Origin of the sequence: Candidatus Chazhemtobacterium aquaticus (genome assembly GCF_009936135.1) — a bacterium.
GTDB lineage: Bacteria > Patescibacteriota > Microgenomatia > UBA1400 > Chazhemtobacteraceae > Chazhemtobacterium > Chazhemtobacterium aquaticus.
On record NZ_CP047901.1, the window covers coordinates 62079 to 76433 of the forward strand.

General features: G+C 43.9%; 14 protein-coding genes. 3 read left to right on the forward strand and 11 right to left on the reverse strand.

Annotated features, from left to right (window positions below; translation table 11 throughout):
* Window positions 1-8: 8 nt before the first annotated feature.
* Genes MICH65_RS00260 through pth form a run of 5 tightly spaced genes read right to left on the reverse strand, consistent with a single transcriptional unit; the run spans window position 9 to window position 3558 of the window.
* Window positions 9-572 carry a hypothetical protein gene (locus MICH65_RS00260; RefSeq protein WP_161931440.1) on the reverse strand — a complete coding sequence of 188 codons (564 nt, stop codon included), beginning with the start codon at window positions 570-572 and terminating at the stop codon, window positions 9-11.
* Between the two features lie 49 nt (window positions 573-621).
* Window positions 622-1515: a UTP--glucose-1-phosphate uridylyltransferase gene (locus tag MICH65_RS00265; RefSeq protein WP_161931441.1), complete on the reverse strand. Its 894-nt coding sequence runs from the start codon at window positions 1513-1515 to the stop codon at window positions 622-624.
* 11 nt (window positions 1516-1526) lie between these two features.
* On the reverse strand, window positions 1527-1814 hold the full coding sequence (locus tag MICH65_RS00270) for a hypothetical protein (RefSeq protein ID WP_161931442.1): 288 nt from the start codon (window positions 1812-1814) through the stop codon (window positions 1527-1529).
* Window positions 1815-1825: 11 nt separating this feature from the next.
* Window positions 1826-3028 (reverse strand): MFS transporter, encoded by a 1203-nt coding sequence (locus MICH65_RS00275; protein ID WP_161931443.1) that lies wholly within the window; start codon window positions 3026-3028, stop codon window positions 1826-1828.
* 11 nt (window positions 3029-3039) lie between these two features.
* A complete protein-coding gene (pth, locus tag MICH65_RS00280) occupies window positions 3040-3558 on the reverse strand; it encodes an aminoacyl-tRNA hydrolase (RefSeq protein WP_256375682.1) in 519 nt (172 codons plus the stop codon).
* A gap of 64 nt (window positions 3559-3622) precedes the next feature.
* On the opposite strand from pth, the gene MICH65_RS00285 reads away from it, so the two are divergent.
* On the forward strand, window positions 3623-4516 hold the full coding sequence (locus MICH65_RS00285; protein ID WP_161931445.1) for a glycosyltransferase family 2 protein: 894 nt from the start codon (window positions 3623-3625) through the stop codon (window positions 4514-4516).
* Here the strand turns inward: MICH65_RS00285 and MICH65_RS00290 are convergent.
* Both MICH65_RS00290 and MICH65_RS00295 read right to left on the reverse strand, forming a co-directional pair.
* Window positions 4506-5519, reverse strand: coding sequence for a sodium:calcium antiporter (locus tag MICH65_RS00290; protein WP_161931446.1), 1014 nt, complete (start codon window positions 5517-5519; stop codon window positions 4506-4508). The two genes, MICH65_RS00285 and MICH65_RS00290, sit on opposite strands and share 11 nt — an antisense overlap.
* Window positions 5520-5546: 27 nt before the next feature.
* Complete coding sequence (locus tag MICH65_RS00295) at window positions 5547-8108, reverse strand: cation-translocating P-type ATPase (protein WP_161931447.1); 2562 nt, start codon at window positions 8106-8108, stop codon at window positions 5547-5549.
* Between the two features lie 19 nt (window positions 8109-8127).
* On the opposite strand from MICH65_RS00295, the gene queA reads away from it, so the two are divergent.
* Window positions 8128-9189, forward strand: a complete 1062-nt coding sequence (gene queA, locus MICH65_RS00300; RefSeq protein WP_161931448.1) for a tRNA preQ1(34) S-adenosylmethionine ribosyltransferase-isomerase QueA — start codon at window positions 8128-8130, stop codon at window positions 9187-9189.
* Here the strand turns inward: queA and MICH65_RS00305 are convergent.
* Both MICH65_RS00305 and MICH65_RS00310 read right to left on the reverse strand, forming a co-directional pair.
* On the reverse strand, window positions 9186-10889 hold the full coding sequence (locus MICH65_RS00305) for an ATP-dependent DNA ligase (RefSeq protein WP_161931449.1): 1704 nt from the start codon (window positions 10887-10889) through the stop codon (window positions 9186-9188). The genes queA and MICH65_RS00305 overlap by 4 nt on opposite strands.
* 26 nt (window positions 10890-10915) lie before the next feature.
* Window positions 10916-12028 carry a Fic family protein gene (locus MICH65_RS00310; protein WP_161931450.1) on the reverse strand — a complete coding sequence of 371 codons (1113 nt, stop codon included), beginning with the start codon at window positions 12026-12028 and terminating at the stop codon, window positions 10916-10918.
* Between the two features lie 62 nt (window positions 12029-12090).
* On the opposite strand from MICH65_RS00310, the gene MICH65_RS00315 reads away from it, so the two are divergent.
* The gene (locus MICH65_RS00315) at window positions 12091-12399 is read left to right on the forward strand and encodes a DUF5654 family protein (RefSeq protein WP_161931451.1); all 309 of its coding nucleotides are present in this window, start codon (window positions 12091-12093) and stop codon (window positions 12397-12399) included.
* Here MICH65_RS00315 and MICH65_RS00320 read toward each other — a convergent pair.
* A complete protein-coding gene (locus tag MICH65_RS00320; RefSeq protein WP_161931452.1) occupies window positions 12392-13270 on the reverse strand; it encodes an ADP-dependent NAD(P)H-hydrate dehydratase in 879 nt (292 codons plus the stop codon). The genes MICH65_RS00315 and MICH65_RS00320 overlap by 8 nt on opposite strands.
* Entirely contained in the window at window positions 13267-14328 is a 1062-nt protein-coding gene (recF, locus tag MICH65_RS00325; RefSeq protein WP_161931453.1) for a DNA replication/repair protein RecF, read from the reverse strand. The genes MICH65_RS00320 and recF overlap by 4 nt, the downstream gene beginning before the upstream one ends.
* Window positions 14329-14355 lie beyond the last annotated feature (27 nt).

A 14355-nucleotide genomic window follows, 5' to 3' on the forward strand; every position in this document is an offset into this window, starting at 1 on the left:
AAGCACCTCTACAAACCCCAACCAATCAACACAAACAAAATTACAAAACCCCAAACCACCGTTCTCACCTCAGGCTCGCTAAGCTCTCTCCTAATCTGCCAAAACCACAACCTCACATCTCGACCCCGATCAAAATAATCTGCCAACAAATCAAAAACTAAGTGAAGCCCCATTCCCAACATAAATCCCCTACCAAATGGTGCTCCCACACTGGTTAAGGCAAATATCCCCAACACCACCCAAGCGCCTAAAAATAACACGCTTCTCATCGCCAATTTAGTCTGATCAGTCCTTTCTTCTAAAACACTCACCAACCCTTTAACCAACTCACCCCTAGCAATCAAATCCTTCATCTTAATCGACAGAGTCTCCTCTGGATGTTGCCAGAAGGCATAATATAGCCGATCCAAAAAAATAAAGGAAAAACCCAATAATGCCCCTAGCCACCACCACAACAAATACAAATCTATCTCCCACCTACCCATCAATAATCTTGCCCCAGTCAGTATTAGCAGTACTCCAAATAACACTACTTGATGCAATAACAACTTGCCTTGCCTTAACCTATCCATTAATACCAATCTATCACATCTCTGTTAAATTAACCGCCAGACTTGAATTCTACAACTCCAGCTTCCGCAAGAACTCCCGAAACTCACCATTAATATCTGGATGCTTCAGTCCAAACTCCACTACTGTCTTTAAATACTGCAGCTTATTCCCAGTATCATGAAACCTCCCTCCTTTTATCTCTACCGCCAACACTCTTTTTCCATCCTCCAACATTAAGCGTAATGCATCGTTGTAATACAACTCTCCACCCTCATCCATCTGCGCCAACGCCTCGTCCAAGTAATTAAATATGTCAGGTGTAAACAAAAAACTACTTACATTACCCAAATCAGAAGGAGACTTGTCTTTTCCCGGCTTCTCAATAATCACCTCAGCATCAATTACCCCATCCTCAATCTCTCTTCCTCCCGCAAAACCCCACCGTTTATACTCCTCATCTTTAGTCGCCCGAACCGCCGCCAAACAACTCACTCCATACTTTTCATAAGCCGCAATCAACTGCCGAAAATCACTTGGAGTCGCCTCAATGAAATCATCGCTCCATGTATATATAAATGGCTCATCTCCAACCAAATGCCGAACATTAAGCAAGGGCGTTCCGTTTCCATATGGCCCCTTTTGCCTAACGTATGCAAAGTTTGCTAAATTCCCAATCGCTCTCACCTCATCTAACAAGTGCTTCTTACTCTCCCCACCCATCTTCAGGTTCTTAACCAAATCACTACTCGGAGCGTCGAAATGGTCCTCAATACTTCGCTTATGAAAACCAGTCACAATAATAATGTCCTTAATTCCTGCCTCAACCAAACTCTCAACCACAATCTGAATCACCGGCTTATCTACAATCGGCAACATTTCCTTAGGCATTGCCTTTGTTTGTGGCAAAAACCTAGTCCCAAAACCGGCCGCTGGTATCACTGCTTTACGCACTTTTTGCGCCATGTTCACCTAGTTTACCACTTCTTAACTCCACCATCCTTCTTCTTCTCCCTCAGCTGTTTCAATTTCCACATAAACAAACCTCCCTTATTTTTTGCATTAGCACCTCTCACAAATATTCTTACCTCTTCAAGTAAAGACCTATCTTCATTCTTTGCCAATCTCATATAGATTGCTTTATGCTCCAAATCCTCAAGCTCTAAAGCCAATCGATAAGCATAATCCTGCCACTCCCGACTTATTCTCCTCTGCTTATCCTCATCAATCTGATAACTCTTTAGTATTCTCTTTAAACTTTGCATACTCAAAAAAATTATTGATTACTCTCTTTTCTCATCGGTAAGGTCATCAACCCCCCCAGAGCTCCTATTCCAAATACAATCTGCCACCCCCCCGGCCACATTAACACCACCACTCCCACAACAGCTACCAAAACTACTCCTAACGAGTAAAAAATTTCTCGATAACTTATTACCCGAACCACCCCTTTACGTTCCGCTAAAGTGTATATATAGCCATACAAAGGCACCGACATCCAAGGCAGTGCTGCTTGGTACAATAAGTCCAGCCCAAACACTGACCAGACGCCTCTAGCCAAACCTCTCACCACCATCATTACCGCTGTTATCACATTACCCGTCACAAACAACCTCTCATCTTCATCTCCGCCAAAAGACCTCAACCAATCAAAGCTCTTGCTTGCTAAAAACACTCCCAACATTGATACACCCAACGCCGCACTTGTCACTGCTCCCAACTCTTCCAAGCTCCCAATCACAATAAAAACAAACAATGGCCATATCCAGGCAGACACACCATCCATGATCCCCTGACCCCAAAACGACACCAAACTTTGTTTCTCATCTTTCCAAAACGAAACCAGATCACCAAAACCCACCCCATCCTCGTGTTTATGCTTTTCCATAAAATAGATTGGTATCAACGACATTACCAACACACTCACACCTACTCCAAACAAAATATCAAATCCCCACATACCAGCAATTACTCCTCCCGCAAACGGACCTAAAACCGAGCTGCCTCGGTTTATCATGTTCCGCACCCCTATCTCCTTCCCCATCCTCTCCTTGTGACCAAAATCAACATTCATTGATAACCTAGGAATCCAATACAACACTATCTCAAACCCCAAAACCACGGAAGCAGGTACTAACCACCAAACTGACCTCTCAGCCATTACTAGCAACCCATAATAAACAACACCTAAAAAACCAGCTACTGTTATGCTCCAACGAAACCCTTTCACCTCGATAAGTCTCGCCGTCACCCAAACAGCCACTATCACTGTCAACCTTGTTAATGCCAAAAAAAACATCAAAAACACCACCCCCGTCTTCCAACCACTCCCCCACTCCACTCCAATCAAATACACATAAATTGGCACAAAAATCCCCAACAAGCCAATCGCCATTGCTCTAAAAAAAGTGTTCCAATAACTTGCCTGTAAATTAGATTCACTCCTATTCTTTCTCCTCCACCACCATCTTCTGATCATATCCATCCACTTTACCTTGTTATCTCTAGCCTCTCAACCAACTCATTAGTTACTTTACCAATCACCTCCTCAATTATAACTATCTCATTCTTCATAAACCTGTTTAGAACATACTCCTCGCCAATAATCCTCCTATCCTCCCGATTATCAACTCCAACTCTAACTCGCCAATACTCATCACTACCCAACATCAAAGTTATGTTATTCAAGCCGTTGTGATCTTTAGGTCCTCGTCCTTTTTGAATCTTGTACTCTCCCAATCGAATGTCTAAATCATCATGAATCACATAAATATCTTCACTCTCAACTTTATAAAAACTTGCAACCCTTTGCACCGACTCACCCGATCTATTCATATATGTTTCCGGCTTAATCCATATCACCTCGTTCTCCCGACAAACCATAGCCTTCATCTTCTCTTCTCGCTTAAACTCACCACCCACCATTTTATCCACCACCATATAACCAACGTTATGTCGTGTCATAAGATACTTTTCTCCCGGATTACCCAACCCAACCACCAATCTCATTGCTATAATACTGACTAGTAATACTCTGATTATAGCTTTACCCACTCACTACTCCAAACTCTCAATGATCAAACCAAAATCCAATCAACAACCAATCTTCTCAATCATTATTCCTTCGCTCAACGAAGAAACAGCCCTCCCTCGTCTTCTCGAAGATTTAACCCAACAAACTAATCAAAAGTTTGAAGTTATTCACGTCGATGGACAATCAGAAGACAATACATGCAAACTTGCCCAAAAATTTGCCTCAAAATTACCCTCATTCAAACAGATCATCTCCCCTATTCGCCACGTCAGCCATCAAAGAAACTTAGGAGCCAAAGTCGCCACTGGCACTTACCTTCTTTTCCTTGACGCCGATAGTCAAATCCCTCCCTATTTCCTCGAAGGCATTTCCTACCAAATCCACCGCCAACCAGTTGACCTCTTTACCACTTGGCTTAAAGCCGACAGTGATCGAACCGCTGATAAAGCCATTGTCACCTCAATTAATCTAAGCCTTGATATCTCCAACTCTCTCGACGCACCCTTTGCCCTTGGCACTATTATCGGAGCCTCTCCCAAAGCTTTTAAAAAAATTGGCGGCTTCCGAGAAGATGTCAAATTTGCCGAAGATGAAGACTTCATCAGAACCGGACATAAACTCAACCTCTCCTTCGCTATCTACCGTCATCCCAGACTAATCATGGATCTACGCCGCTTCCGCCACGAAGGCAGCCTTACAACACTTCAACAAATCGCCACTAAAAGACTCTCAATTATTACCTCCAAGTCGCACCAAATCCTAAAACCTCGAGACTACGCTATGGGGGGGCACGTATTTAGGGATAACTCCGCAGGCAAAACCGCCTTCATCCGCCTAGACAATGTCATTCGCCAGTTCGCCAGGAAACCAAAACTCAAACAAACCCTCAAGGATCTTATCACCTTCCAAGAACTCGAAGATCCTAACCAATAATCCAACTCATCAGTCCTCTCCAAACCTCAATCCCGTAACCACTCTTTGTCAACTCCACCACCAGCAAAATTAGATAAACTAAGATCAATGCCACCCCTTCCCACCGATCCAACCTCCTCTTAGTTTTTGTCAACAACCAGAACAACCAGAAAACAATAATATATGCCAACGTGGCCACTAAATACGAATCTATTGCTTGGACTTTGATAGGTGAAACCAAGGCAGTCACCCCTATTACCAAAGTTGAGTTCGTCACCACGCTACCCAATAAACTTCCAAAAATCAACACTGCATCCCCCTTCATAGCTGCTTTCAACCATAATACCAACTCGGGCAAACTTGAACCTACTGCTAAACCAAAAATACCTACCAGTAAGATCGGTATCCCAAAGCCTTGAGCCAAAACCAAACCCATATCTACCACCACCTCAGAAGCTGCTACCACCACCACCATCCCCACCAGCACCCAAGCCAGTGGCCTTGTCGTTTCCCGACTCCCTATCCTACGCAAAGCCGATCTAGTCATTTCTCTTACATCCCACTCAAGCACCTTTCTTGGCTTACCCTTACTTACCAACCACAAATAAACCCCATAGACCACCAGCAACAACAAACCCTCAACTCGACCCAAACTCTTGTCCATTAATAGCAATAAAGGTAGAGAACCAACCAAAAAAGTATAAACCAAGTCCTCTCGTGCATAATTACCTACAACAGCCACTGACCCCCCCACTAACACCGCGCCACCAATCACCAGCGACAAGTTAGCAATATTGCTCCCTATCACATTTCCCAAAGACAAAGATGAAGCTCCTTCCAATGCAGAGCTTATACCTACAAATAACTCGGGCAAACTCGTCGTTACCGCCATTAAACCAACTGCTACTCCAAACCTGCCCCACTTAGTCACTCTGATCAATTCATCCAATCCCCTTACCACAGCATCAGTTGCCTTGACTAACACTCCAACCGCCAACAACATCACCACCACCTGCCATGCCATGCTAGATGCCAACATGCTCCCATTCAATCATGAGCTCCTTGAATAAGCAAACTTAACTCCCTCAACCATCGCCACCAATACCATCGAAGCCATCACTACAATCAACCAATCCAAGATATCAAGCTCCACAGTTTGGAAAATTTCCTGTAAAAAAGGCACATAAACTACTATCACTTGAAGAACGAATCCCATACCAACACCTAACAATAACCACGGGTTCCGCTTCCATCCCACCCTCCAAATCGGTTCCGACAAGGACCGCGAAGAAAATACATAAAACAAGCTATTTACCCCCAACATTACAAATGCCACCGTCCGAGCATGTTCCAAACTATATTCCAAAATATTGTAAACATAACCAAAAGCCATCAAGGTCATCGCCGCAGCAACAGAAGATATCATCACAATCAGTGTTACCACCTCACCATCAATTAAACTACCTGACCTACCCCTAGGGGGGTCTTTCAAGACATCACCCTCTCTGGGTTCCACCGTCAAAGCCATACTCGGAAAACCATCACTAATCAAGTTTATCCATAAAATCTGAGTCGCCAAAATCGGCAAAGGCCAACCCAATAACATTCCTCCTACTACTACCACAATTTCCGCAAACGCATCAGCCAACAAATACACAATAATTTTCTTCAAGTTATCATATACTCCCCGCCCCTCCTCAATTGCCATCACAATCGTCTTAAAGTTACTATCAAGCAACACCACATCCGCCGTCTCTTTACTCACCTCACTCGCCTCATTAACTACGATTCCAATATCCGCCCGCTTCAACGCCGGCGCATCATTGACTCCATCCCCAGTCATCGCCACTACATTACCACGTCGTTTTAACGCTTCAACTATCCGAAGTTTTTGCTCAGGATTCGTTCTAGCAAATAATATCACTCGATCAATAACCTCATCTAACCTTGTATCTGAAATCTCCTCTAGCTCATCTCCCTCCATCACCAAGCCATCCACCTCATCACCTAACAACTCTAGCTGTTTCAAGATTGCTACCGCCGTTTCTCGATAATCTCCAGTAATCACCTTAACTCCAATCCCCGCCCGTTTAACCTTATTCAAAACAGATCTCACCCCCTTACGTACCGGATCCTCGTACACCAAAATTCCTATCCAATCAATATCTCCAATGTCCTCTCGCTTGATCTTCAACTTACCAGAGACTGTCTTCTGACCAAAACCTACTAACCGATAACCCTTACTTCCCATTTCCTCAAATTTACTCTTCCACGCATCTGCCTCTCTCTTACTCATCCCCTTTGCCATAGACAGCACCACCTCCGGCGCTCCAGACACCAACAATTTTTGTTTCACGCCATCCTTATGTAAAGTCGCAATATACTTATCCCTCGAGTTAAATGGCAGACTATATACTCGCTCATACTTCTTCTTTAACTCCTCACCACTCTTTACACCTTCACCCAACTTGCCCACTTTCGATCTAGCCCAATCACTCATCCCGTACTCCAACGGATCCCTCATATCGTTACATAACACCGCCGTCATCACCATATCTTTCTCTTTCTTTTTACTAGGCTTACCATCTATATCAAGCACCGCTCCTGTCACTCTCATCTTCCCTTCCGTTAAGGTACCCGTCTTATCTGCACAAATCACATTCACACTTCCCAAGGTCTCCGCCGCCGTCAATCTTCTTACCACCGCCTTTTGCTTCAAAATTCGCTGCATTCCAATAGCCAAAATCACCGTTAAACTCACCACCAAACCCTCAGGAATAGAGGCGACTGCCAAGGCCACCGCTGTTGGAAAAATCTCCTCAAAACTGTCTCCCACCGCCAAACCAGCTAATAACACCAATAGTGATACCACTCCCACTAAAACAGCCAGCTGTTTTGACAATCTTTCCACCTTAATCTGCAGTGGTGTCTGTTCTGCCGGCGCATCCTTCAGTGACTTAGCTACCTTACCCACTGCTGTCTCACCTCCAATCCGAATTACAATCATCCTACCCACACCCATTTTTACCTCAGTCCCCATAAAAGCCTTATGCTTGTTATCAACCTTATCAAAAACACTCCTAACCTCTTCCACGCTCTCACATTTCAACACTCGCCCACTCTCACAATCATACTTTTCAACTGGCGCACTCTCTCCCGTTAAAATTGCCTCATTTGTAAACAACCCTTCCTCGCCTACCAAAATTCCATCAGCCGGAACTTTATGCTCATCTGCTAAATAAACTAAGTCACCAGGCACCAATTCTCTTGCCAAAACCATCTTCCACTCTCCATCTCGATACACCTTCGCCCGCGGAGCCAACACACCTTTTAAGGCCTCCAAACTTTTTTCTGCTCTATACTCCTGAAAAAATCCTAACAAAGTATTTATCGCCACCGCAAACAAAATCACCCCAGTATCAACATAATCCCCCAGCCAAAACGTCACCACTGACGCTAACAACAAAACATATATCAAAGGCGACTTGAGCTGTAACCAAAATATTTTTATAGCCGTCAACTTTCTCTCCTGAGCAATTACATTCTCCCCATAAACACTCCTTATTTTTTCCACCTCCTGCGTCTTTAAACCATTTCTCCAATCTCGACCCATACCCTACAATATACACCACATGAAGCTAACCAATTTTGACTACCATCTTCCTCCTTCTCTTATTGCTCACCATCCAAACAATCCTCGTGATCGAAGTCGACTCCTCTTCCTCAATAAAACTACCGGGCAAACAAGACACTACCACTTTTCGGATCTTACCAAACTTCTCACTCCCAATGACGTGCTAGTCCTCAACCAAACCAAAGTCTTTCCTGCCCGACTCCACCTCCACAAATCAACTGGGGGTAAAGTCGAGATTCTGCTCACCAAACGCCTATCACCAAACTCTTTTGAAGCCATATCCAAACCAGGTCTTAAACCTAACCAACCACTCTTCCACAACCACAAACACATCGCTACCACCACTCCCAACTCTAATCCAGAACTACCCATCATTAACTTTACAATCTCCGCCTCAAAACTTGATCAATTCATTAACTCAACTGGTGCCACTCCCATTCCTCCATATATTCACCCTCATTCGACCGAAAATAAACTCAGGCACTATTATCAAACTGTATTTGCCAAAGAATCTGGCTCGGTCGCAGCCCCAACCGCAGGACTCCACTTCACCTCTAGATTACTAAAAAACTTATCCAATCACGGCGTTAACATCCAATACCTTACCCTTCATGTTGGTCTAGGTACCTTTAAACCAGTTACCTCAAAACAACTCTCAACCAACACTCTTCACCCGGAAAGCTATAACCTCAACTCTGCCACAGCTCACAATCTTAACCAAGCAAAACAATCAGGTAAAAGAATTATCGCCGTTGGTACAACCACCACCCGCGTCCTTGAAAGTTGTCTTGATCAAAATAATCACCTCACACCCAGTAATGGTCAAACCCAACTCTTTATCAAACCGTCCTACCATTTTCGCTTTATTGACGGCCTAATTACCAACTTCCATTTACCCCAAAGCAGCCTCCTTATGCTCACCTCCGCCTTCATCTCTCATCCCAATACCCCCCACCACTTCAGCTCTTTTTCCAAATCACACCTCGGCCAAGCCTACCAAGCCGCCATCGAACAACGTTACCGCTTCTACTCCTTCGGAGACGCCATGATCATCATCTAAATCCTCATTTCTTTAAGCTCTCTTAGACTCGTAATCTGATCAACACTTTTATCGTCTCTCAGTTTTACTAGCCGTGGAAATCGCAACGCCAATCCAGCCGTGTGGGTCGGACTCTCTGTTACCTCATCTGCCGCCAGCTCCACCACCAACTCTGGTTCCACATACACATCAGGCTCTAAAGCCTTATCAATAACATACTCACTTGGTCGCTCTCTAACCACCAAACGATCAAGCCTATTCTTTAATTCCCTAAATAACTCATCCGTTAATCCTGTTCCTACCTTTGTCACGGTCACATAACCACTTCCACCCTTAATCCCAACCAAAAAAGCCCCAATCCCAAACTGAGCCCGCTTACCCCTACCTCGATAGTACCCCATCACCACACAATCAACCGTATCTGACAGCTTCGCGTGCGACTCCTCAACCTCCTTCATCTTCACCCACCTCCATCCGGTCCTCCCTGGAACATACTCACTTCCTAGCTTTTTTACAATCACCCCTTCTAAACCCTCGCCAAGTAACCGCTCATGCATTTGGCGAATCTTTTTCGGATCATCTGTCTCCCAATAATCGTCAACCACTAATAAATCCTTATCCTTAATCACATCTTTTAAGATCGCTCTTCTTTCCTCATAAGTTTTATCGATTAAACTCTTTCCATCCAAATACATTACGTCAAACACAAAAAACTTTAACGGCACCTTTCCTGCCTGATTTGCTACTCCATGTTTTCTCTTTCGCGTAATTGTCATCTGAAACGACATCATCTTCCCTGTTTTAGGATCTATTCCGACAGCCTCACTATCCAACACCAACTCATCTGCCTTTACGTGTAGAACCATCTCTTTTAACTCGGGAAACATCTTGGAAGTTTCTTCCAAATTTCTTGTAAACGTTCTCACCTCCCAATCTTTACCACCCCTCCTGAAATGAATCTGCACTCTTGTTCCATCAAATTTTGGCTCAACCGCAACCCTCCCCATTTTTTTTATCATTGCCTTACTTGACTTCAACCTCTGACACAACATCGGTGAAATCGGAACCCCCAGCTCCATCTCAATCTTATTTGCCACTTCATCAATTCCCTTCTCCTTAACCGACTTTACCAACCACCCAATATCCGGACGCATCTGGTACACTCTTTCCAATTTTGACTTAGCGGACTTATCTCCCCTATATGCCCAACTAACCGCATCCAACAAAGTTTTATCTGAAAAACCTAAGCGCAGCTTACCCAACACTATTCTGACTACATATTTTGCTGACAATCCATCCAGGTCACCCAAAAGTGAAGCCAGACCAACCAACTTTCTCTCTTGTGAACCCGCTCCACTCTCTTTAGCAATTCTTTCCAAAATCTTATGTACCTCAACCACTGTTAATCTACTTGGTCCGCTTTTTAACAAACCCTCAACCACCTCACCCAAGTCTCCTTCTTTCTTATACACGCTGACAACCTCCCCCAAATCTTTCTCGGTCACCCTCGCTACTGCTTTCTGAACCTGCTTCTCTGCCAAACCAAATTCCAAACTATCATATAATGGCCTTAATCTCCCTAATATCAAATATGCCACCACATCAGCCTCATTCACCTCTACCTCTCTCACCAACTCAGCCAACAACTCAGTCATTCGATTCCTCGAACTCACCCGCTCCAACTCACTCAACTTTTGTCCCAACCTTTCAAACTTCATCATCACTAACTTTCTAATAACAACTCCTCCTATCTTAAAACCTTTAGAGAATATTTTGCACCCTTAGTTTTTCCTCGCTTTTTTACCAAACTTTTTTTCATCAAATCTTTTAAATCTCGCAAAATCGTGTCATCACTCACCATGGGCAACAACTTTCTTGCCTCTGTCATCGTCATCCATTCATGAGTCTCCAAATACTCTATCAACCTAATTTGTCTCTCTTTCAAGGCTACCTGCTTACCCATTCTACCCCGCAACCTGTTATCCACTGACAATTTCTTTACCTTTTCCTTAACTTTATCCATCTCTATCGCCATTGCCTCAGCAAAAAACTCGAGCCAACTAGTCATATCTCCTCCTGACTCAAACACTTTGACAAAAGCATCATAGTAAGTCTCCACATTCCGATCAAAATGTTCTTCGATGCTAAAGAACCTTCTCGCATCTATTCCTTCTACTGCTAGCACTAATAAGGCCATGGCTCTAGCCACCCGCCCATTACCCTCTATAAACGGATGGATTCTCGACAACTCGAAATGTACTACACCCGCCCTAATAACTGGATGCATCTCACCAGCCTTTGCGCTATTCAACCATACGAAAAAGTCCTCAATCTGATATGGAACCTCCACTGCATTAGGTGGTCGATAAACCACCTCTCCATCTTTCACCCCTCTTATTACCACCTGATCTTGTCGATATACTCCCACCTTGTGTGGCTCAATTACTCTCTCCATCGTCAAAGCGTGTATCTGCAATAATTGTTTCTGAGAATACTCAAACTTTCCACCCCTACTTAAATAATCTTCAACCAAATCATCAAGATAACTCAAAACATTTCGATAGTTAATCACTTCCTGAACATCTCTATCTCTAGCCGTAATACCCGCTTTCTCTGCCACCTCAGCAGCCAACGCACCTCTTTCAGTCTCCTGTCTTACCACCTGCTCTGCCTGCTCCAAAGTTAAATCATTCCCCTCAACATGAGTCCCAAAATGTACTGTTCGCACCACCGCTTCCTCCTTAAATTTTGCCTCCCATGCCGGTACCAGAGGAGCATTATTAACTACTTCTTTTGCCGCCTCAACCAAACCAACAAACCTCAACAAGTTATTAGAAATCGTATACTTAGGCTCAAACATTCACCACAATTGTTGCAAATTATGCAGGAAAAATCAAGTACAATCCTGTTAAAATACCTTATATGGCCAAAAAGATAGAACCACCCAACTCGTTCCGCGACCTTCCTCTAGCTACGATTAAACAGATGCTCACCCTTGCTACCTCAGGTTTTGGTCTTGTTGCAGCTCTTGCTTGGAATGAAGTTATCAAAGAGACTGTTAATCTCTATATCCGACCATACTTCGCCAAAGGATCAGGCCTCATCTCTCTATTTATCTACGCTATCGCTATTACCGCGCTCGCCGTCATCGTTACTCTCCAGTTAACCAAACTCCAAACCCAACTCGAATCCTCCTCCCAACCTAAAAAAACCAAAAAACGTTCTAACTAGTCTCCATCAAGCTTCTCTTATAAACAACTGGAACTCTCTCTACCAAATCATCTGCATTAAACATCTCCCCTCTCTCACTATCTAACTCCTCAGCCGTTTTCTTTACTAAGAAGTTTGCCGCTGCCGCTGCCAACACAGGAGGGTTTTTAACCAATAATCCAGCCGTCAAACCAGCTACCACATCACCCGTTCCCCCTTTACTCAAACCCGGACTCCCACCTTCAACCAAATATGTACTATTACCATCACTCACCACGCTCACCACTCCCTTAAGAGCAATTACACACCCATGCTTAACCGCCTGCCTCTCAACCTTCTCTACTACACCATCAAAATCTCGCCAGTTTATCCTCTCTCTAAAAAGCATCTCGTACTCCTTCGTATTAGGTGTCACTACTGCTCCCAATGGAATCAACCCATCATCCATCACCTGCAAGCTCCCACCATCTAATGCCCACTTTTTTAACGGAAACTCACTAACTAGTCGTTCAGTTAAAGCTTTGGTCTCACGACCCTCTCCGTCACACACCTGACCATTATGCCCCCCTTTCTCACTCACATACCTCATCAACCCGGGCCCGATCAGTACCACGTCGGATTTCTTAATATACTCATCCAATTCATCCCTAGGTATCCAGATAAACGCACTCAAACTCGTCTTAATCTTCTCGGCTATATCTCGATTTTCTTCACCAGAGGCAAAATAAACCATATCAACCAACCGACTAGCAGCCTTAAGCGCCAACACCGGCGCACCATGAAACAGACTCGAACCTCCAACAATTACCACCTGGCCTCCATCAAACTTAGTCATTGTCGCTTCTGGGCGCCACAAACTAATCAAATCACCACTCTCAAACTTTTTTCTCATTCTTCCAATTTAATCACCTTTACATTCTCCAAACCACTCAAGTCATCCTCATTGGTAGTCGTAACTACTACCTGCCTTTCCAACATCACCCTATGTACTTCCACTGCATGTTCCTCATCAAACTCAGAAAAAACATCATCCAACAACAATACCACCTTCTTCTTCAATGCTTCCTCCAAATACAACAACTCCCCCATTTTCAGTCCCAATACAGCCATTCGTTGTTCACCCCTCGAACCATACACCGACAAATCTCTCTCTCCACCATCAACCGAAATGACCACAAAATCATCCTTGTGAGGACCAACTAAAGTGTGACCAGCCATTATCTCCTCGCGCTCGTACTGTTTTATTCTTCTCTCATTAATCAAACTCTTGTCATACTCAATTCTTAATCCATCAAACAAATCACTTCTCGAAAAAACATCATTAATATACCCCACTAATCTTTCTCGCATCTCTGTAATAACCTGACCGTGTTTTATCACCAATCCGTCCCAAAAAGTCAATTGATACTTACTCACTTCTCCTTCTCTCACCGCCTCCAAGACTCTATTTCTCCTCCTTAAAGCCTTCTCATATGCCATCAAACTTCTTCGATATTCACCCCTCTCTTGAACCAACACTCCATCAAACCACTTTCTTCTCAACGATGGTGATCCATCCATTAACTCCAAATCCTCTGGTCTAAACACCACTGTCGGCAACATGCCAACAAAATCTTCTTTTTTCTTGCCAACATCATTAATCAAATATCTTCTCTTTGCCACTCGCTTTCCACCCATCTCCCCTCTAGTTAAGATCACTGAAAGCTTCGTCTCCTCGCCTTCATCCTCTACCACTACCTCTACCCTCCCCATCTCCTCGCCAAAACGAACCATCTCTTCTATTCTGCCAGCCCGAAAACTTTCACCCACAGATATCAACCTCAAACCCTCTAATACATTCGTCTTTCCAATAGCATTAGGCCCCACTACCACCGTCACCGCCTCACCAAACTCAATTCGTTTTTTTTCATAGCTTCTATACCCCTCCAAACTTAAAGTTGCCAACCTCATGCCTAGATTTTACCGCATTACCTAAGG